We start from the raw sequence: 18,631 nt of genomic DNA, 5'->3' as shown, positions 1-18,631 counted from the left end.
GCGTGGTGATGAATGCGGCCGTCCGGAGCATGGCGCGCGGGACGCCCTCGGCGGTGTAAGTCGCCGCTCCGGGCGCGGCGGGCACCCGTTCGCCGCGCCACCCACCCGCGCCGCGCAAGCCTCATGAATTATCCGCGCTAGGTCATTTCGGGGGGGTCTTGGAAGCCCCCCCCGGATGCCCGGAGCGGTGGCGTGCTCACGGAGGCGGCGGCGGGTCGGCGCCTAGAGGCAGCGGGGGAAAGAGCGAGGGACCGATACCAAAGACGCGCACCACGCCGTGGAAGCTGCGCCGGTGGATGGGACACGGCCCCAGCCGGTCGAGGGCCTCGATGTGGGAGGCGGTGCCGTATCCCTTGTGCAACCCGAAGCCGTAGCCCGGGTACAGGCGATCGGCGCGCAACATGAAGGCGTCCCGGACCACCTTGGCCAGGATCGAGGCGGCGGCGATGGAGGCGCACCGTCGATCCCCGCGGACGATGGCGCGCTGGGGCCACGGAATCCCGGGCAGGCGGAGACGCCCGTCGACGAGGACCGCCGCCGGCAAGACGGTCAGCCGCGAGAGGGCGCGACGCATCGCGTACCGCGTCGCCTCGAGGATGTTGTCCGCGTCGATCCGGCTCGGGCCCACCCGACAGACCGCCCAGCCGAGCGCGTGCTCTCGGATGAGACGCGCGAGCCGCCGGCGCTGCAGGACGGTGAGGAGCTTCGAGTCCCGCAGTCCCACGATGCGCCGCGCCGGGTCGAGGATGACCGCGGCCGCCACGACGGGACCGGCGAGCGGGCCACGCCCCGCTTCGTCCACGCCGGCCACGTATCGCCGGCGCGCCCAGAACTCCTCCTCCTGAGCATAGAGGCCCCGCGGAGGCTCGAAGAGCTCTTCCTGGACAGGAGGGCTGCCCTTGCGGCCCATGCAAGCGCGACGGTCAGGCGGGCGTGGGCGCTCGCTTCTCCCGGAGGCGGGCGGCCTTGCCCGTCCGCTCGCGGAGGTAGTAGAGCTTGGAGCGGCGCACGTGACTCGACTTCATGACCTGAATCCGGTCGATGCGCGGCGAGTGGAGCAGGAATGTCCGCTCGACCCCGACGCCGTAGGAGACTCGACGGACGGTGAAGGTGGCCCGGGCCCCCTCCCCGCGCTTCCGGATCACGACGCCCTCGAATACCTGGACCCGCTCCTTCTCGCCTTCGACGACCTTGACGTGGACGCGGACCGTGTCGCCCGGGGCGAAGGCGCCCCGGTCCCGCTTGAGCACGCTCGCTTCAACCACCGAGATCGCATCCATGACCGTGGCTCCCAGGGTTAGAGGTTCTCGTCGCCGGGCTCGGCCAGGCGCCGCGCCGTCTCGAGCTCGGCGAGCCATCTTCTCTCCTCGTCGGACGGAGGGACCGCCTGCAAGAGATCGGGCCGCCGCACGGCGGTACGCCTCAGCGCTTCCTGGCGCCGCCAGCGGGCGATCCGCTCGTGGTCACCCGAGAGCAGGACCTCGGGCACCCCGAGGCCGCGAAACTCGGCGGGCCGCGTGTATTGCGGGAAGTCGAGACGTCCCGTGGCGAACGAATCTCGAGCCGGGCCGGCGGGATCGCCCAGCACGCCCGGCAGCAGGCGGACCACCGCGTCCATCACCACCAGCGCCGGCAGCTCCCCTCCGGTCAGGACGTAGTCGCCGATGGAGAGCTCCTCCTGGGCAAGGTGCGTGCGCACGCGCTCATCCACGCCCTCGTAGTGCCCGCAGAGCAGGATCAGGTGCGGGACCGCCGCGAGCCGCGCCGCCGTGGCCTGCCGGAACGTCTCACCCTGCGGGCACAGAAGGATGACTCGCGTCTCGGACCCCTGCTGCAGGGCCTCGACCGCCCGGAACAGCGGCTCGGGCTTCAGGACCATCCCGCCGCCGCCTCCGAAGGGGTAGTCGTCGGCGACGCGATGACGCCCCTCCGTGTACTGCCGGATGTCGACGATCCGGATGTCGACGAGACCCTTGTCCTGCGCGAGCCGGAGCATCGATTCGGTGAGCGGCCCCGCGAACATCTCCGGAAAGAGCGTCAGGACGTCGATCCGCATCGCGTCAGTCCAGCTTGGGGCGGGAGCGCCTGCTGCCGCTCCCCCCCCAACCCCCCCACCAGCAGCCCGCGCCTCCCCGTCGTCCCCGCCCGGCCACGTCCCACATCGATTCCACCCCGCCCCTCAGTCCAGCTCGAGCAGCCCCTCGGGCGGACGCACGACGACGACCCGGCCGGGTAGGTCCACGCGCTCGACGATGGCGGTCACGGCCGGGATCAGGCACTCCCGCTCCCCGTCCCGAACCACCCAGAAGTCGTGCGCCGCGCCGGCGACGACGTCGCTCAGCACCCCGAGCTCCCGCCCCTCCGGCGTCCGCACCGTGCATCCGACGAGATCGAAGCAGTAAAAGCGGTCGGGCGGCAAGGGACGGACCACGCCGCGCGGGATGGTGACCAGTCGACCGGCCAGCGCCTCGGCCGCACCGAGGTCGTCCACCCCCTGGAGCTTGAGCACCGGCACCCCGCCCTGAAACCAGACCGCCTCGACGCGGCGTCGCTCCCCGGCCTCCGGGGGCACGAGGTAGCATTCGTGGAGCTCCTGGAGCCGCCCGGGTTCGTCGGTCAAAGGCTGGAGCCGCACCTCTCCCCGTCGGCCCTGGGGCCGGACCACCCGGCCCACCGCGATGAGCGTCTCTCCGTCGACCACGCCGTCTCCGCTCTTACTCGAGGATTTCCAGGAGGGCCCGCTTCCCGAGCTTGGTGGCCGTCGCGTTCAGCAACGTCCGGATCGCCCGCGCGTTCCGGCCCTGCTTGCCGATCACCTTTCCGAGGTCCCCCGGGGCGACCCGCAGCTCGATCACGGTGATCTTCTCACCCTCGACCTCGTTGACCCGCACCGCGTCCGGCTCGTCCACGAGCGCCTTCGCGATGAGCTCGATCAACTCCCTCATGACTGCCCCCGATAGGACGACTCGGGGTAAAGCCGGGTCAGCCGGCGCGCACCCCCGCCCGGGCCAGCAGATGGCGCACGGTGTTGGAGGGGAGCGCCCCCTTCTTGAGCCACGCTGCCGCCTTCTCCGCGTCGATCCGAATCACCGGCGGATTGGCCAGCGGATTGTAGTAGCCGATCAACTCGATGAAGCGGCCATCGCGGGGCGTGCGGTTGTCCGCCACCACCACGCGGTAGGCCGGCCGCTTCGTCGTGCCGGTCCGTCGTAGCCGAATTCGAGCCGCCATCGACCGTGTCCCTCCTTCTTACGACTCGAGGAACGGAAGGGCCCGCCGCAGCTGCTTGAGGCCGGCCCGCCCGTGCATCCCCTTGAGCCCCTTCATCATCTTCCGCATCTGCGCGAATTGCTTGAGTAGCCGATTCACGTCCTGCACGGTCGTTCCGCTTCCCCGCGCGATCCGCGTCCGCCGGTCGCCGTTGACGATCGCCGGCGCCCGCCGCTCCTCGGGCGTCATCGAGTTGATGATGGCCTCGAACTTCCGGAGCTGCCGGCTCTCGGCGTCGATCTCCCCCGCCTCGAGCTTGACGCCCTTGAAGAAGGGCACCATGTCCATGAGCTCGCCGAGCGGCCCCATCTTCTGAAGCTGCCGGAGCTGATCGGCGAAGTCCTCGAGCGTGAAGCTGTCCTCGCGGATCTTCCGGGCCAGGTCTTCAGCCTTGGCGGCGTCGACCGTCGCCTGCGCCTTCTCGACGAGGGAGAGGACATCCCCCATGCCCAGGATGCGGGAGGCCATCCGCTCCGGGTGGAACGGCTCCAGCGCGTCCACCCGCTCGCCGACGCCGCAGAACACGATCGGCTTGCCGGTGACGGACCGGATCGACAAAGCGGCGCCGCCCCGGGCGTCGCCGTCGAGCTTGGTGAGGATCACGCCGTCGTAGCCCACCTCGGCGTTGAACCGCGCCGCCATCGTCACCGCGTCCTGGCCGGTCATGGCGTCGACCACCAGCAGCGCGTGGTGCGGCTTGACCTCCCGGCGCAGCACCCGGAGCTCCTCGACCATGCCCTCGTCGATGTGGAGGCGTCCCGCGGTGTCGAGCAGCACCGGGTTGAGCCCCTGGCCGGCGGCCAGCTCGAGGGCCTCCCGGCAGAGCACGACCGGCTGTTGCCCCTCGGCCCCGTGCACGGGCAGGCCGAGCTCCCGTCCGAGGACCCGAAGCTGCTCGATCGCGGCCGGCCGATACACGTCGGCGGCCACCAGCAGCGGGCGGAAGCCCTCCCGCTGGTAGTGCCGCCCGAGCTTCGCCACCGTCGTCGTCTTGCCGGAGCCCTGAAGGCCCAGGACCATCATCACGGTCGGCGGGCGCGGGGCCATGCTCAGCCGATGCGTGGCCTCTCCCAGGAGGAGGACCAGCTCCGCGTGCACGACCTTGATCACCTGCTGGCCCGGGGTCAGGCTGCGCAGCACCTCCTGGCCCACGGCCTGCTCGCGGACCCGCTCGACGAACGACTTGGCCACGCGGAAGTTGACGTCCGCCTCGAGCAGGGCGACCCGCACCTCCCGGAGCGCCTCGTGGATGTTCTCCTCGGAGAGACGCCCGGCTCCGCGGAGGCGGTCGAAGATCGCTTCGAGGCGCTGTGTCAGGGCTTCGAACATTTTGAGGCGCTCAGGGCTTCGGCGCGTGGAAACGCTGAAAGCAGTTTAGATTACAGGGGATCGCCGCCCGCGTCAAGCGCGGTGACTGTCCCCGAGGGCGGCCGCGCGCAGGCGCCGGACCTCGGCCGCCGGGTCGGCCGCGCCGAAGATCGCCGAGCCGGCGACCAGGGTCGTCGCGCCGTGGGCCACCAGCGGCCGGCAGTGCTCGAGCTTGACGCCGCCGTCCACCGAGACCTCGAGGGCGCGTTCGCCGAGCCGGCTCCGGAGGTCGCGCAGCTTGCCGTAGGTCCCGGGGATGAAGGCCTGCCCGCCGAATCCCGGATTGACGGACATCACCAGCACCAGGTCCGCGCTGTCGAAGGCGTACTCGAGGGCGGTCACCGGTGTTGCCGGGTTCAGCGCCACCCCCGCCCGGGCCCCCAGCTCACGGATGCGGCCGAGCGTCCGGTGGAGATGCGGGCAGGCCTCGACGTGGACCGTCAGCGCATCGCCCCCGGCCCGCACGAACGCCTCGAGATAGGCGTCGGCGTTCTCGATCATGAGGTGGAGATCCAGCGGGAGCCGGGTCCGCTTGCGGATCGCCTCCACCACGGGGATCCCGATGGTGATGTTGGGAACGAAGTGCCCGTCCATCACGTCGACGTGAATCTGGTCGGCGCCCCCCGCCTCCACGCGCGCGATCTCCTCGGCGAGCACGGCATAGTCGGCGGCCAGGATGGAGGGAGCGATCTTGATCATGCCTGTCTCCTCAGGCGCAGCGCGGTGAAGCCATCCGAGCCGTGCCGGTGGGGGACCATGCGCAGCATCTCGGGCGCCGCCCGGCAGGCGGCGGGCACCGCCTCGGGAATCGGATCCGGGGCGAAGGCGGGACACCGCGCGCGGAACGCGGCGACGACCGCCTCGTTTTCCTCCGGCTCGAGGGAGCACGTGGCGTAGACGAGCACGCCACCGGGGCGGACCAGCGTGGCCGCCGCGTCGAGGATGGCCCCCTGCACCGCCGCGAGCCCGGCCAGGTCTCCCTCCTGCCGCCGCCATTTCCCGTCGGGGTTCCGCCGCAGCACGCCGAGGTTCGAGCAGGGGGCGTCCACCAGCACGCGGTCGCAGACCGCGCCGACCTCCCGCGCCAGGGCCTCGACGCCGCGCTCGTGCGGCTCCACGATCGTCGCGCCCATGAGGAGACAGGCGGCCCGGAGCCGCGCCACCCGTCCGGGGTGGCGGTCGGTGGCCAGGATCCGGCCCCGGTTCGCCATGAGCTGGGCGAGGTGGGTCGTCTTGGTGCCGGGCGCGGCGCAGACGTCTGCCACGGTCTCGCCGGGTTGCGGATCCACGACGTGGCCGACCAGCATCGCCGCCTCGTCCTGCACGGCGCACCAGCCGGCGCGGAGCGGCTCGAGGGCCCGTGGGTCGCCCGCGTCGGTCACGACGAGCCCCTCGGGGGCATACCGGGACGGGACCGGGGAGGCCCCCTGGGCCCGGAGCGCGCCGGCGACCGCGTCGGAGGTCGCCCGGAGCGGGTTCACGCGCAGCGTGAGCGGTGGGCGCGCGTTCAGCGCGCGGGCCAGGGCCTCGGCCTCGGCGGCGCCATACCGGGCGACCCAGCGGCGGACGAGCCAGGTCGGGTGCGAGGTGCGGAGGGCGAGCGCCTCGATCGGATCCTCGAGCGGGGTCGGCGTCGGCTCGGGCCACGGCCGGGGACGGGGCGCGAGCGCGCGCAAGACGCCGTTGACGAAGGCCGCTGCTCCCGGCGAGCGCCGGCCCTTGGCCAGCTCGACGGCCTCGTCCACCACCGCCCAGGGCGGGATCCGATCGAGAAAGGCGAGCTGGTAGGCCGAGAGACGCAGGAGCGCGCGAACCCAGCTCGTCAGCTCGGCGAGCGGACGGTGTGAGACGCGCGCGAGGTGCCAGTCGAGCAGGCGCTGCCACCGGAGGGCCCCGTAGACCAGCTCGGTCGCGAGGGCGCGGTCCCGGACCTCGAGCCCGGCGCGCCCGGGCAGCCGATCGAGCAGCAGGTCGGGGTACGCCCGATCCGTCTCGACCCGGCGCAGGATCTCGAGCGCTACCGCGCGCGCCGAGGCCCGGGGGGTCGAGCCCGGCGGTCGCGCCGGACGCGGGTCAGCGGGCCCGGATCGGCGCACCGAAGGCGGCGCCCGGGCGGAGCCGCGCTCCGCGCAAGAAGGTCTCCCAGGCCATCGCGCGCCGGTTCTCGGGCTGGACCTCGACGGGCTCCAGCAGCCCCGCGCCCGCGCCGACGGCGAGCGTCGGCCCCACGGCGGTCAGGACCCCGGGCTCGCCCGACCCCTCCAGGGCGCGCGCCCGCCAGACCAGGAGCCGTCCGGTCGGGCTCTGGGTCTGGGCGCCGGGCCACGGGTTCAGGCCGCGGACGCGGGCCACCAGCTCCACGGCGGGGTGCGTCCAGTCGAGCAGACCGTCCTCCTTTCGGAGCCGCGGGGCCAGGGTCGCCGCCTCGTGCGCCTGGGGCGTCGGTGAGAGCGTCGGGAGCCCCTCGAGGGTCTCGAGCAGGAGCATCGCGCCGAGGTCGGCGAGGCGCGCGGCCAGCTCTCCGGCCGTCTCCTCCGGACCGATAGCCACCGCCCGCTGGAGCAGGATCGGTCCCGTATCCATCCCTTCATCCATCATGAACGTGGTGATGCCCGTCTCCCGTTCTCCCCGGATGATCGCCCAGGCCACCGGGGCCGCGCCCCGATACCGCGGGAGGAGCGACGCATGGACGTTGATCGATCCTCGCGCCGGCACCTCGAGGACGCCCCGCGGCAGAATCTGCCCGAACGCCGCGACGACCGCCACCTCGGGCTCGAAGACCCGGAGCCGCTCGGCCCATCCGGGGTCGCGGAGTCGCTCGGGCTGGACAACGGGGAGGTCGTAGCTCCGGGCCAGCTCCTTGACCGGCGAGGCTCGCGGCTGCCGTCCTCGTCCCGCGGGGCGGTCGGGCTGGGTGACGACCGCGACGACGGTGTGGCGCGCGAGAAGCGCGCGAAGAGTCGGGAGAGCGAAGGCGGGAGTTCCGTAGAAGAGGACGCGCATTCGGGGGACGGCCGGCTCGGCGGACGACGCGCCCGGCCGGGCGCCGCTACGTCCTAGAGCGCGAGTGCGCCCGCGTGGGCGTCCTCCGAAAACCCGTCCCGCTTGATCCGGCGCTTGATGCGATCCCGGGTCACCTTGTCGAGGCGATCGATGAAGAGGATTCCGTCCAGGTGGTCGATCTCGTGCTGGATGACGCGGGCCTTCAGGCCGGCAGCCTGCTGCCGAATCGGCGCGCCGGTGCCGTCCTGGGCCTCGACCACGACCCACTCGGAGCGGACGACGTCGGCGAAGATCCCGGGCAGCGACAGGCAGCCCTCCTCCCCCATGTCCTCGCCTCCCTCCTCGACGATGACGGGGTTGAGGTATGGTCGCGCGACGCCTTTGCCCTCGTCCAGGACGAGGAGTCGAAGGCCCACGCCGACCTGAGGGGCGGCGAGCCCGATGCCGATCTGGGCATACATGGTCTCGACCATGTCGTCGATCAGGCGGTCGACCTCCGGCGTCCCGGCGGTGACCGGCGCCGCCCGCCGGCGGAGCACGGGATCGCCGTAGAGGCGTACCGGGAGAATCGCCATTCGAGTCCTCCTTCCGGCCTCCCCTCGAGACTCTATCACACCGTCGGAGCAGTCACCCGTCGCGGATCCCCAACCGCTGGCGGTTGGTGTTCCGTTCCGAGCGGCGGCTCTGCCGCCGCCACGGTCCTGGGGGAGGCCTCGGAGGGGGCCGCAGAGGCCCCCTCCGATGAAACTATTGTATCGCGAGCGGGCGTTCAGGGGAGTTCGACCGGATCGACGTCGACCCGGAGGCGCACCGGACCCTGGCGCCGGTGGCCGCGGAACGGCGCGAGCACGCGGGCCAGGGCACCCGGGAGCTCCCCGTCCCCGAGGAGCACGACCTGGACCCGTCCGCCCGCCATCGGGGCCGGGCCGAGGACCGCCAGGCCTTCCTCGCGACACCGATCGGCGAGGTCCCCGGCGACGCCGGCCGCCTTCGCGCCCTCGGCCACCACGCGGGCCATCCGGCGCTCGGGGGGGTAGCCCAGCTCGCGCCGCTCAGCCCATTCGCGCTGGTAAAAGATCTCGCGGGAGCCGAGCGCGACGGCCTCGAGCGCTGGATGGTCGGGGTAAAAGGACTGCAGCCACAGGCTCCCGCCCGGCGCTACCGCCTCCGCGAGGTGCCAGGTGAGCTGGAAGGTCCGCTCGGCCGCCCGGAAGTCGGGGAGGTTGAGGGCCGTGTCGGCGAAGACGAGCGCGGCGACGCCGACCGGCGCCTCCGCGGCGAGCCGTAGCGCCATCTGGGTGCCGACCACGATCGGCACCTGACGGGCCCGGAACGCCTCGCGCGCCGCCGCCGCGCGGGCCGGCGTCACCTCGCCATCATAGCGGGCGACCCGGACCGCGGGGAAGGCGGCCCGCACCGTCGCCTCGAGCCGCTCGGTGCCCCATCCGACCGGGGCCAGGCGCCGGCCCCGGCAGCGCCAGCACTGGCTCCCGGCGGGGACCCGCACGCCGCAGAGCCGGCACTCGAGGGCCCGGGCCTCGCGATGGTAGGTGAGCGCCACTCGGCAGCCGGCGCACCGCCGAACCGCGCCGCACTCGGCGCAGCCCAGGGCACGGCCGTATCCGACCCGGTTCAGGAGGAGGAGGACCGACTGTCCGGCGGCGAGCGCCTCGCGGATGGCCTCGCGGAGGCCCGCCGAGAGGCCTCCGGTCGTCCGGGCGCGGCGCAAGTCCACGCGGCGGACCGTCGGCCAGCGCTCGCCCTTGGCCTCCTCGGCCGTCGCCTCGCCCGATTGGATGCGGGCCCAGCTCTCGAGACTCGGGGCTCCGCTGACGAGCAGACAGGCACCGCCCTCGAGTCGCGCCCGGCGGATGGCCAGCTCGCGCGCGTGCCACCGAGGGACGTCGAGGGCCTTGTGGGCGGGATCGTGCTCGTCGACGACGATCGTGGCCCCGAGCGTCGCGATGGGCAGGCAGACCCCGGCGCGCGTCGCGACAGCGACCCGCTCGGCCCCGCGGCGGAACGCCCACCAGGTCTCCCAGCGCCGTCGCGGGCTCTCGTCGCTCGTGACCAGCGCTACCCGCGCGCCGAGCACACGCTCGAGCCGCACCGCCCAGGCGCGCGCGCTCTCGATCTCGGGCGCGACCACGAGGACCCCCGCGCCCGCCTCGACGGCTCGCGTGGCCGTCGCCTCGACGAGCCGGGCGCGCCCCATCCCGTAGCCGACGACCAGCGGCCCCGGGGGTGGGGTCGCCGCGACGGAGGGAAGCGACGCGGGGGCGGCCACCCGGGCCGCGGGCGGGAGCGCGCGGAGGACCGCCTCGCCCCACGCGCAGCAGGTCTCCATCGCCGCCCAGCGCGTGAGCTCGAGGAGGGGCGGGGTCAGGGCCGGGACGGGGTCGAGCAACGCCTCGAGGGAAGCCAGGCCTGCCGGGGGAGCCTCCGCGAGCTCCACGACGACCCCCGCGCGCGGCCGGCCGTTGAAGCGGACCCGGACTCGCTGGCCCGGGGCGACCCGCCCCCCGAGATCCGGCGGGATCGCATAGCTGAACGCGCGGGGCACCGGGAGCCCCACGACCACCTGAGCGATGGGGACCGTGGCCGATGACTCGGTCACGCGGGGGCCGCGGGCGGTGCGCCGCGCACGCGGTCGTACTCGCGCCGAATGAGCTTCATGTCCTCGTAGGCGAGCCGGCGGTAGGCCGGACCGGGGTTCCGGAGAAGGAACGCCGGGTGAAAGGTCGGGACGAGCACCGCCGCGCCGTAGCCGTGGAGCTGACCGCGAAGCCGACCGATCGGCTCCTTGGTCCGGAGAAGGGTCTGGGCGGCGAACGTCCCGAGGGCGGCGACCACGCCGGGCCGGATGGCCGCCAGCTGCCCGGCCAGGAACGGCGCGCACGAGGCGATCTCCTCGGGCTCGGGGTTACGGTTGCCGGGCGGCCGGCACTTGACGATGTTGCAGATGTAGACCTCGTCGCGAGTGATCCCGACCGATTCGAGCATCTTGGTGAGGAGCTGACCGGCTCGCCCCACGAAGGGCTTACCCTGCCGGTCCTCTTCCTCCCCCGGCCCCTCGCCGATGAGGATGAGGCGGGCGCCCGGGTCGCCGTGGCCGAACACGATCGTGCTGCGCCCGCGGGAGAGCTTGCAGCGCGTGCACCCGGCGATGGCGACCTCGAGCCGGCGCAGCGCGGCGGCCGCGCCCGCCAGGTGCTCGCCCCGCAGGGGCAGGCTCCGGACCCCGAGCGCCTGGTGAAAGCGGAGATGATCGGCGAGCGCGTGCGCCGCCTCGGCCAGCAGGCGCGGGGCGTCGCTCACTGGTTGATTCCCTGGAACGCGTCGATCCGACACCCGCCGGTGGGAGCGAGCCGCCGCCTCACGAGGAGGTCCGGGCCGACATCGCCGACCGCCGGAGCGCCTGGATCCGGTCCAGGATCGCGTCGGCGACCTCGAGCTTGGGCCGGCGCCCGAGCTCGACGAGGCCGCCCCATCGATCCAGCATCACGACCTGGTTCTCTTCGACGTCGAACCCGATGTCCGAGCGGCTCACGTCGTTGGCGACGATCAGGTCGACCCCTTTGGCCTCCAGCTTGGACCGGGCACTGGCCTGAAGATCGACCGTCTCGGCGGCGAATCCCACCAGGAAGCGCGAGCCCTTGACCTGCCCGAGCTCCTTCAGGATGTCGGGATTCTGGGCCAGCTCGAGCACGAGCCCTTCTTGCTTGGAGCGGATCTTGGCAGCGGCCGGTCGCGCGGCGCGGTAGTCACCCACGGCCGCCGCCTTGATCACGACCGTCGCCGGCCCGACCGCATGCCGCACGGCCTCCCGCATCTCCTCGGCCGTCTCGATCGGGATGACCCGGACGCCGGCGGGCGGCGTCAGGCTGGTCGGACCCGTGACGAGGGTGACCTCCGCTCCCCGCCGTCGGGCCTGAGTCGCGAGAGCATACCCCATCCGGCCGGACGAGCGGTTCGAGAGGTAGCGCACCGGGTCCACCGGCTCGCGGGTGGGACCCGCGGTCACCAGGACGTGGTCGCCGACGAGGTCCCGGGTGGGCCAGAGAAGGCCGACTGCCGTCTCGACGATGTCGGGAATCTCCGGGAACCGGCCGAGCCCCGTCAGGCCCGAGGCGAGCTCACCGTGGGCGGGGTCCAGCACCGTCGCGCCCCGCGCCCGCAGGGTCGCCACGTGGGTCTGGACGGTCGGGTGGTGCCACATCGCCCCGTCCATGGCCGGCGCGAGCAGGAGGGGGGCGCGGGCGGCCAGGAGCAGCGTCCCCAGGAAATCGTCGGCCAGCCCGAGGGCCGCGCGAGCCAGGGCGTGCGCCGTCGCCGGGGCAACCAGGACGAGATCGGCCCGCTCCGCCAGCGCGACATGCTCGACCGCGGCCGGCTCCTGGGGATCGAAGAGATCTGACAGCACGGGGCGCCCGGAAAGCGTCCGGAACGTCAGCGGGGCCACGAATTCCCGGGCGTGCTGCGTCATCACCACCGTGACCCCGAGGTCGAGGCGGCGCAGCTCCCGGAGCAGGTAGGCGGCCTTGTAGGCGGCGATGCTGCCGGTGACGCCGAGGACGACCTCGCGCCCGGCCAGCGTCATCCTCACGCCCCGGAGGTCGCCTCGGTGTCGGGCTTCGGCTCCTCGGCCCGCTTGGGGCGGGCCTTCCCGGCGATGACCTCCTCGAGAGCCACGCTGGTCCACTTCTTTCGCTTGGTCTCGACCTGCGGGAGGCTCCCGCGGTTGAGCTGGCGGCTCCGCTTGGCGGAGAGCACCACGAGCAGGTACCGGTTGCTGACCTTCTCCAGACACTTCTCCAGGGGTGGGAACGACATGGGACGGCTCCTCTTCATTCCGAGCTCGGAAGCGTCGCGCCCCCGTCCAGATCCGGCAGCCACAGCCGGATCCGAGAGGTGCGGCACCGCTCGGCTTCGATGATGCACTGGAGCTGGCGCACCGCCTCGTCGAGGTAGCGGTTGACGATCAGGTAGTCGTATTCGCGCCAGGCCGCGATCTCCTCGGTGGCGCGGGCCATCCGTCGGGCGATCTCCTGGGGCGCATCGGACTTCCGCTCCTGCAGCCGGAGCTCCAGCTCTTTCAGGGATGGCGCCACGACGAACACATAGAGGCCCTGGGGATAACGGGCCCGCAGCTGGCGCGCGCCCTGGGTGTCGATGTCGAGCAGGATGTCCTCGCCGCGGTCGAGGGCCTCCTCGAGGGGATGGGCGGCGGTGCCATAGAAGTTCCCGTGCACCTGCGCCCACTCGGCGAACTCGCCGCGTTCCACCATCTGCCGGAAGACCGGCTCGGAGACGTAGTGGAAGTCGAGGCCGTCCACCTCGCCGGGCCGTGGCGCGCGGGTGGTGTGCGAGATCGAGTAGCTCAGATTCGCGACGCGCTTGCGGATCTCGCGGCACAGCGACGTCTTTCCCGCGCCCGAGGGCGCCGAGACCACGATGAGCATGCCGCGCCGCCGGTCGGTCACTCGACGTTCTGGACCTGCTCGCGGAGGCGCTCGATCAGGGCCCGGGCCTCGAGTGTCCCCGCGATCAATTCGGTATCGTCCGCCTTGGCGGCGATCGTGTTCACCTCCCGGTGCAGCTCCTGGACGACGAAGTCGAGCTGGCGTCCGATCGGCCCGCCGGCGGTCAGGAGCGCGCGGAACTGCGCCGTGTGCGAGGCGATCCGGGCGAGCTCCTCGGCGACGTCGCTCTTGGCCGCCGCCGTCGCGGCCTCCTGGGCGATCCGGGCAGGCTCGATGGGCACGTCGTCCAGCAGCGCCCGGACCCGCGCCCGCCAGCGCTCCTGGGTCCGCTGGAGGGCCGCCGGCAGGCGGCGCGCGAGGTCCGCCGCCCAGGTCTCGAGGGCGTCCAGATGAGCCGCGAGGTCGGCGGCCAGCGCCGCGCCTTCGGCAAGGCGCATTCGCACGAGGTCGTCGATCGCTTGCTGGGCGGCCTCCTTCACGAGGAGGCCACTCTCGCCGTCGTCCTCTTCGGCCTCTTCGACCGTGAGGACGCCCGGCAGCCGGAGAAGGTCGACGAGGGTCAGACTCAGGGGAAGCGCGAGCGCATCGGCCAGCGCCCGCGCGCCCCGGAGGTACTCGGCCCCCAGGGCCGAGTCCGTCCGAACGACGCTGGCGCTCCCGGCGATCCGCCGGGGCGCGACCGAGATGTCGACGCGACCCCGGGCCAGGCGACTCTGGGCGACCTGGCGGAGCTCTGCCTCGTGGACCGCGAACCCGCGAGGAAGCTTGACCCCCACCTCGAGAAAACGATGATTGAGCGAGCGGGCCTCGACCACGACGGCCAGGCGCGCACCACGGGCCTCGGCCCGGCCGTACCCCGTCATGCTGGCAATGAGGCCCATCGCGATTCCACCCATGCTAGCCGATCTGGGGAAAGGGTGTCAACGAAGCGCAACGGGCTAGGCCCCCGGAATGCTCGAATTCACGAGGAGATCGCCGACACCGGTCCCCCGGGGCGGGCACCCGGCCACCCGGTGGGGCGGCGCCTCCCCGCCAGTATTTTTCATTTGACATACATACCTTGTAGATTTATTTTATTTGCGTTGACTGGATTCTATCATTCCCGAGCCGCTCGGGGCCCTTCAGAATCGGCGGGCAGAAAGGGAGGCCGAATGTTCCGCGAGGTCACCAAGCAGACGACGCGCCCCAATCACTACGTGTGTCCGAGCTGCCACCTCTATCTCCTGGCCTGGGATCCCCCGACCCAGACCGTGGAGATGTTCCACAAGATCGGACTGTGGGCTGACCTCTGGAGCGGTCACGTTCGGATGATCTGCCAGTACTGCCTGGGGGCGACGGAGGTGCTGCCCGAGGAACTCGTCAACCTGCTCCGCCAGCGGTTCGGCCTCGGCACGCCGCTCTTCGAGTCTCGTCGGGCCCGGGTCTGACGGCCACCCGCTAGCCTCGTCGGCGTCGGGGCATCGCCTCCGGCGGTGGCCCCGGCGCCGTTGACACGCCCGTCGCCCGGCGGGTATAGTCCTTCCTAGCTTCGCCACACTCGCCCGCGCGTTCCGCGCGATCTGCACAGGAGGACCCCAATGCCCAGGCCATGCTCACGGGACTACACCCGGCGAGAGTTCCTGCGGGCGGCGGGCGCGCTCGGGGCCGCCGGTACCGTGCTGGGGTCGGCGCCCCGCCGGGTGGCCGCGCAGCCGAAGCGCCCGATCCCGATCACCGCCTCCCACAGCGTGTCGACATTCGTCTACGCCCAGCACCTGGTCGCCAGGGAGAAGAAATTCTTCGAGGACGAGGGCGTCACCGTCGACAAGGGCTTCATCGTCCCCGGCGGCGGGGCCAAGGTCGTGCAGGCCCTGGCGGCCGGCCAGGCCATGTTCGCGCTCGGCGACTCCAACCACCCGCTCAAGATCTCCGAGAGGGGCAAGGAGGGCGTCATCCTCTTTGCCACCGACACGCGCTGCTCCTACGCCAACATCGTCGCCCGCAAGGAGCTCTACGACGCCGGGCTCACCGGCGTCGAGAAGCTCGGCACCATGAAGCGGCCGGGCGGCGGGAAGTGGATCATCGCGGCCACCGCCATCGGCTCGGGGACCCATGTCTACGGCACCTACGTGCTGGAGCAATACAAGGGGCCTGATGGGAAGCCGCTCAACAGCGGCGTGGAGTGGGTCGGCGGTGGCGCATCCACGACGATGCTGGGCGGGCTCAAGGCCGGGAAGTTCGACGCCATCATGGCTGTTCCGGAGTGGCTGTGGGCGGCCGAGGACCAGGGGTTCGGGAAGGCCATCTACAGCGTCCTCGACGAGCGGGTCTGGACCCAGGTGTTCGGCGGGCCCCTGCCCGTCACCGTCGGCTACTGCCTGCGGGAGACCTTGGAGCGCGCCCCGGACGCCGTCCAGGGCTACGTGACCGCCTGCTACCGGGCCCAGAAGTGGATCCAGAAGTCCCCGGAGGGCGAGATCTTCGAGCTCCTGCACAAGCCGTACATGGACACCTTCTCGAGAGACGAGGTCCTGAAGTCGATCCGCTACTACAGGGGGATCTTCGACTGGGACTTCCTGGTCGATGAGAAGGAGTACAACCAGGTCCTCAAGATTTTCCTGGCCACCAAGGTCATCGAGAAGGAGATCCCGTTCGCGAAGGCCGTCGACATGTCGTTTGTCCGGAAGGCGCACCAGAAAGGGTGAGTTGAACTCGGAGGGGGGGCTGGCGCCCCCCTCCGATTCCTCCCCCGGGAGGTTGCGCGGGCAAAGCCCGCGCTCGAAGCGGAACATCGGGTGGCGGGGTGGTCAAGTCCGAGCGCGAGGGCCTGGCCCCGCGCATGTCTTCAGAGACGGTGAGTCAGGGCCGCACCCGGGTCGAGGTCCGGGACCTCACCAAGACGTTCAGCGCGACGGGCGGCCGCCCCGTGCCCGCGGTGGCCTCCGTCTCCTTCGACGTGCGGGACAAGGAGTTCGTGGCGCTGGTCGGCCCCTCGGGGTGCGGCAAGTCCACGGTGCTCAACATGATCGCCGGCCTCATCCCGCCGACCGCAGGGGAGATCCGCCTCGACGGGCTCCAGCACGCCGGCGTGCCCCCCCAGGTGGGCTACGTCTTCCAGAAGGACACGGTGTTTCCATGGCGCACGGTGCGCCGAAACATCGGCCTCGGCCTCGAGTATCGGGGCGTCCCGGCGCCCGAGCGCGAGCGGCGGGTGCGGGAGGCCATCGGGCTGGTGGGGCTCGAGGGCTTCGAGGATGCATTCCCGGCCACGCTGTCGGGTGGGATGCGGCAGCGCGTCGCGCTGATGCGGACGCTGGTCGTGGAACCCGAGATCCTGCTCATGGACGAACCGTTCGGGGCCCTGGATACCCACACCAAACTCCGCCTCCAGGCCCAGCTCCTCGAGCTGTGGCTGGCTCGGCGGCAGACCGTGATCTTCGTCACCCACGACCTGGCCGAGGCCATCACGCTGTCGGACCGGATCATCGTGCTGACCAGCCGCCCCGGCCGAGTCAAGCTGATCCACGCCGTCAAGCTGCCGCGCCCGCGCGACGTGATCCGTCTCCGGGAGAGCGACGAGTACGCCCACGAGTTCAGCACGCTCTGGCACGTTCTGGGCGAGGAGTTCGCCAAGGCGGAGACCGACCCGCGGTGAGTGCCCGCGCCCGGTCGCGCCCAGCGCCCCTGCTCGCTCACCCGGCGGCGGTTGCTGACTAATGCATGCACGTGCATGAAAAATCGGCGCCGGGAGGACGGTCGCGTGTTGCTGACACGAAACCGTCGACACTTCGAGAGAGTGCCTGGTTTGTCCCTTGGACGGCTCGGTCGGGCCGAACGTGACTGAGTCACGGGCCATCACGCCGTCGGACCGGGGGCACGGCTAGGGCAGGCCCGTGAGTCCGCGGGTCTGGATCAACCTCTGGCGGGCCGGGATCCTGCTGGTCACGCTCGGCCTGTGGGAGGGCCTCACCCATCCGGCGGTCGCCAAGACCGTCGCCCGCGTCGTCTACTTCGTCGATCCCTTCTTCATCAGCCGGCCGTCCGCGATCTGGTCGCGGTTCTGGTATCTCAACTCCTCGGCGGTGCGGGTCCCCCTCTGGGAGCTGCTCCTCTCCACGCTCGAGTCCACCGCCATCGGCTTCGCCGTCGGCGTGTCGACCGGCTTCGTGGCGGGCCTCGTCCTCGGCCGGAATGAGCGGCTCGCGCTCGTCCTGGGCCCCTACATCGTCGCGGTCAACTCGCTGCCGCGGATCGCCCTCGTTCCGCTGGTGACGATGATCTTCGGCTTCGGGCTCGCCGCCAAGGTCGTCCTGGCCTGGCTGATCGTGTTCTTCATCGTCTTCTTCAACACGTTCCAGGGCGCCCGGGGCGTGGACCCCGATCTCATCCACTCGGCGCGGTTCCTGGGGGCCTCGGAGCGGCAGATCATGCGGACGGTCGTCGTCCCCTCGGCCCTGGCCTGGACCTTCGCCTCCCTGACGCCCTCGGTCTCGTTCGCGCTGATCGGCGTCGTGATCGGGGAGTTCATCGGCGGCGAGTCGGGGGGCGGGATCGGCTACCTGATCATCGCGTCGCTGGGCACGCTCAACGCCGCCGACATGATGGTGGCTCTCATCGTGCTGGCGGCGGCCGGCATCCTCCTCGCCATCGGCATCCAGCAGGTGGAGGCGCGCCTGCTCCGCTGGCGCCCCGAGTACCAGGCCCGCCCATAGTCCCTTCGGAGGGGGCCTCTGCGGCCCCCTCCGAGGCCTCCCCCAGGCCAGGTTGCGCGGGCAACGCCGGCGCTCGGAGTGGAACACCAACCGTCGCTGGTCGGGCAACCGGGTAGCGTCTGGTCAACCCTGACAGGCTTCCAGATTGTTGGAGGGGGCCTCGACGGCCCTCTGCCGGCAGGAGAGAAGAGAGGCCAGGGCGTCAGGTGCCGAGTCCGGAGGTCCCGACCCAGCCCGTCTCCGAGACGTCGACCATGACGCCGTCGGGACCGCTGTACTTCACCTCGACGTTGCCTTCGTGGCGCGGACCGTGACCGACCCCGAGGGCCTCGTTGACGTCATCGCGAGGCTGAGCGCCGGCCGCGGCCAGCTTCCGGGCAATCGCCTCGAGGTCCTCCACCTGGAAGCCGATGTGGTGGAGGCCGCTGTAGCCCTTGCCGCGCTCGACCCCGGCCACGACATCATTCTTGAAGTTCAGGATCGCCAGGTTGATGTCGCCGTCGCTGAGGTAGTAGCCCCGGGCGCCCGGGCCGTCGATCTTGCCGATCTCCTTCATGCCGAACACTTCGATATAGAACGCGGCCGTCTTGTCCACGTCCTGCGTCGAGAGGGCGATGTGCTTGATCTTCGGCATGGCGTTTCTCCTCTCCTGGTGGTTCGCGCCTCGGCGGCGGGTTTCGTCTGAAGAGTAGCCCAAAATCGCTGGAGATGCACGCACCCGAGCACGGATGACCGACCGAAATGCCTCGGGCGGCGCTCGGTCGCGGGGATAACCCGACCCGGCGCGACCACCGAGCGCGCGGTGCATCGAGGAGT

General features: G+C 71.7%; 22 protein-coding genes. 4 read left to right on the top strand and 18 right to left on the bottom strand.

Annotated features, from left to right (window positions below):
• Positions 1-196: 196 nt before the first annotated feature.
• The 17 genes from VGW35_07795 to VGW35_07715 all read right to left on the bottom strand — a co-directional run bounded on the left by VGW35_07795 (position 197) and on the right by VGW35_07715 (position 14,020).
• Complete coding sequence (locus VGW35_07795) at positions 197-910, bottom strand: ribonuclease HII (GenBank protein HEV8307557.1); 714 nt, start codon at positions 908-910, stop codon at positions 197-199.
• A gap of 13 nt (positions 911-923) precedes the next feature.
• Entirely contained in the window at positions 924-1,280 is a 357-nt protein-coding gene (gene rplS / locus VGW35_07790; protein ID HEV8307556.1) for a 50S ribosomal protein L19, read from the bottom strand.
• Positions 1,281-1,297: 17 nt separating this feature from the next.
• Positions 1,298-2,056, bottom strand: a complete 759-nt coding sequence (trmD, locus tag VGW35_07785) for a tRNA (guanosine(37)-N1)-methyltransferase TrmD (GenBank protein HEV8307555.1) — start codon at positions 2,054-2,056, stop codon at positions 1,298-1,300.
• A gap of 123 nt (positions 2,057-2,179) precedes the next feature.
• Positions 2,180-2,701, bottom strand: coding sequence for a ribosome maturation factor RimM (gene rimM, locus VGW35_07780; GenBank protein HEV8307554.1), 522 nt, complete (start codon positions 2,699-2,701; stop codon positions 2,180-2,182).
• 13 nt (positions 2,702-2,714) lie between these two features.
• Entirely contained in the window at positions 2,715-2,945 is a 231-nt protein-coding gene (locus VGW35_07775; GenBank protein HEV8307553.1) for a KH domain-containing protein, read from the bottom strand.
• Between the two features lie 37 nt (positions 2,946-2,982).
• Positions 2,983-3,231: a 30S ribosomal protein S16 gene (rpsP, locus tag VGW35_07770; protein HEV8307552.1), complete on the bottom strand. Its 249-nt coding sequence runs from the start codon at positions 3,229-3,231 to the stop codon at positions 2,983-2,985.
• 18 nt (positions 3,232-3,249) lie between these two features.
• On the bottom strand, positions 3,250-4,599 hold the full coding sequence (ffh, locus tag VGW35_07765; GenBank protein HEV8307551.1) for a signal recognition particle protein: 1,350 nt from the start codon (positions 4,597-4,599) through the stop codon (positions 3,250-3,252).
• A gap of 72 nt (positions 4,600-4,671) precedes the next feature.
• Entirely contained in the window at positions 4,672-5,337 is a 666-nt protein-coding gene (gene rpe / locus VGW35_07760; protein ID HEV8307550.1) for a ribulose-phosphate 3-epimerase, read from the bottom strand.
• Complete coding sequence (rsmB, locus tag VGW35_07755; protein ID HEV8307549.1) at positions 5,334-6,734, bottom strand: 16S rRNA (cytosine(967)-C(5))-methyltransferase RsmB; 1,401 nt, start codon at positions 6,732-6,734, stop codon at positions 5,334-5,336. Before rsmB ends, rpe begins: the two co-directional genes overlap by 4 nt.
• Entirely contained in the window at positions 6,712-7,641 is a 930-nt protein-coding gene (gene fmt, locus VGW35_07750; GenBank protein ID HEV8307548.1) for a methionyl-tRNA formyltransferase, read from the bottom strand. The genes rsmB and fmt overlap by 23 nt, the downstream gene beginning before the upstream one ends.
• A 53-nt stretch (positions 7,642-7,694) precedes the next feature.
• Positions 7,695-8,216, bottom strand: coding sequence for a peptide deformylase (gene def, locus VGW35_07745; protein ID HEV8307547.1), 522 nt, complete (start codon positions 8,214-8,216; stop codon positions 7,695-7,697).
• A gap of 194 nt (positions 8,217-8,410) precedes the next feature.
• Positions 8,411-10,258, bottom strand: a complete 1,848-nt coding sequence (priA, locus tag VGW35_07740; protein ID HEV8307546.1) for a primosomal protein N' — start codon at positions 10,256-10,258, stop codon at positions 8,411-8,413.
• Positions 10,255-10,959, bottom strand: a complete 705-nt coding sequence (locus tag VGW35_07735) for a uracil-DNA glycosylase (GenBank protein HEV8307545.1) — start codon at positions 10,957-10,959, stop codon at positions 10,255-10,257. The genes priA and VGW35_07735 overlap by 4 nt, the downstream gene beginning before the upstream one ends.
• 58 nt (positions 10,960-11,017) lie before the next feature.
• On the bottom strand, positions 11,018-12,241 hold the full coding sequence (coaBC, locus tag VGW35_07730; protein HEV8307544.1) for a bifunctional phosphopantothenoylcysteine decarboxylase/phosphopantothenate--cysteine ligase CoaBC: 1,224 nt from the start codon (positions 12,239-12,241) through the stop codon (positions 11,018-11,020).
• 2 nt (positions 12,242-12,243) lie between these two features.
• Complete coding sequence (gene rpoZ, locus VGW35_07725; protein HEV8307543.1) at positions 12,244-12,474, bottom strand: DNA-directed RNA polymerase subunit omega; 231 nt, start codon at positions 12,472-12,474, stop codon at positions 12,244-12,246.
• A gap of 14 nt (positions 12,475-12,488) precedes the next feature.
• A complete protein-coding gene (gene gmk, locus VGW35_07720; GenBank protein HEV8307542.1) occupies positions 12,489-13,103 on the bottom strand; it encodes a guanylate kinase in 615 nt (204 codons plus the stop codon).
• A gap of 17 nt (positions 13,104-13,120) precedes the next feature.
• Positions 13,121-14,020 (bottom strand): YicC/YloC family endoribonuclease, encoded by a 900-nt coding sequence (locus VGW35_07715; protein HEV8307541.1) that lies wholly within the window; start codon positions 14,018-14,020, stop codon positions 13,121-13,123.
• A 255-nt stretch (positions 14,021-14,275) separates the two neighbouring features.
• On the opposite strand from VGW35_07715, the gene VGW35_07710 reads away from it, so the two are divergent.
• From VGW35_07710 to VGW35_07695, 4 genes are all read left to right on the top strand, one after another.
• Positions 14,276-14,551 carry a hypothetical protein gene (locus VGW35_07710; protein ID HEV8307540.1) on the top strand — a complete coding sequence of 92 codons (276 nt, stop codon included), beginning with the start codon at positions 14,276-14,278 and terminating at the stop codon, positions 14,549-14,551.
• A gap of 150 nt (positions 14,552-14,701) precedes the next feature.
• A complete protein-coding gene (locus VGW35_07705) occupies positions 14,702-15,808 on the top strand; it encodes an ABC transporter substrate-binding protein (protein ID HEV8307539.1) in 1,107 nt (368 codons plus the stop codon).
• Positions 15,809-15,942: 134 nt separating this feature from the next.
• A complete protein-coding gene (locus tag VGW35_07700; protein ID HEV8307538.1) occupies positions 15,943-16,758 on the top strand; it encodes an ABC transporter ATP-binding protein in 816 nt (271 codons plus the stop codon).
• A 238-nt stretch (positions 16,759-16,996) separates the two neighbouring features.
• The gene (locus tag VGW35_07695; protein HEV8307537.1) at positions 16,997-17,815 is read left to right on the top strand and encodes an ABC transporter permease; all 819 of its coding nucleotides are present in this window, start codon (positions 16,997-16,999) and stop codon (positions 17,813-17,815) included.
• Positions 17,816-18,017: 202 nt separating this feature from the next.
• Here the strand turns inward: VGW35_07695 and VGW35_07690 are convergent, their stop codons facing one another.
• Entirely contained in the window at positions 18,018-18,449 is a 432-nt protein-coding gene (locus VGW35_07690) for a VOC family protein (protein ID HEV8307536.1), read from the bottom strand.
• Positions 18,450-18,631: the final 182 nt, after the last annotated feature.

This window comes from Candidatus Methylomirabilota bacterium, assembly GCA_036005065.1.
Taxonomy (GTDB): Bacteria; Methylomirabilota; Methylomirabilia; order Rokubacteriales; family DASRDR01; genus DASYQW01.
The sequence above is the reverse complement of the archived record's forward strand: the minus strand, read 5'-3'. Positions and strand labels throughout refer to the sequence as shown.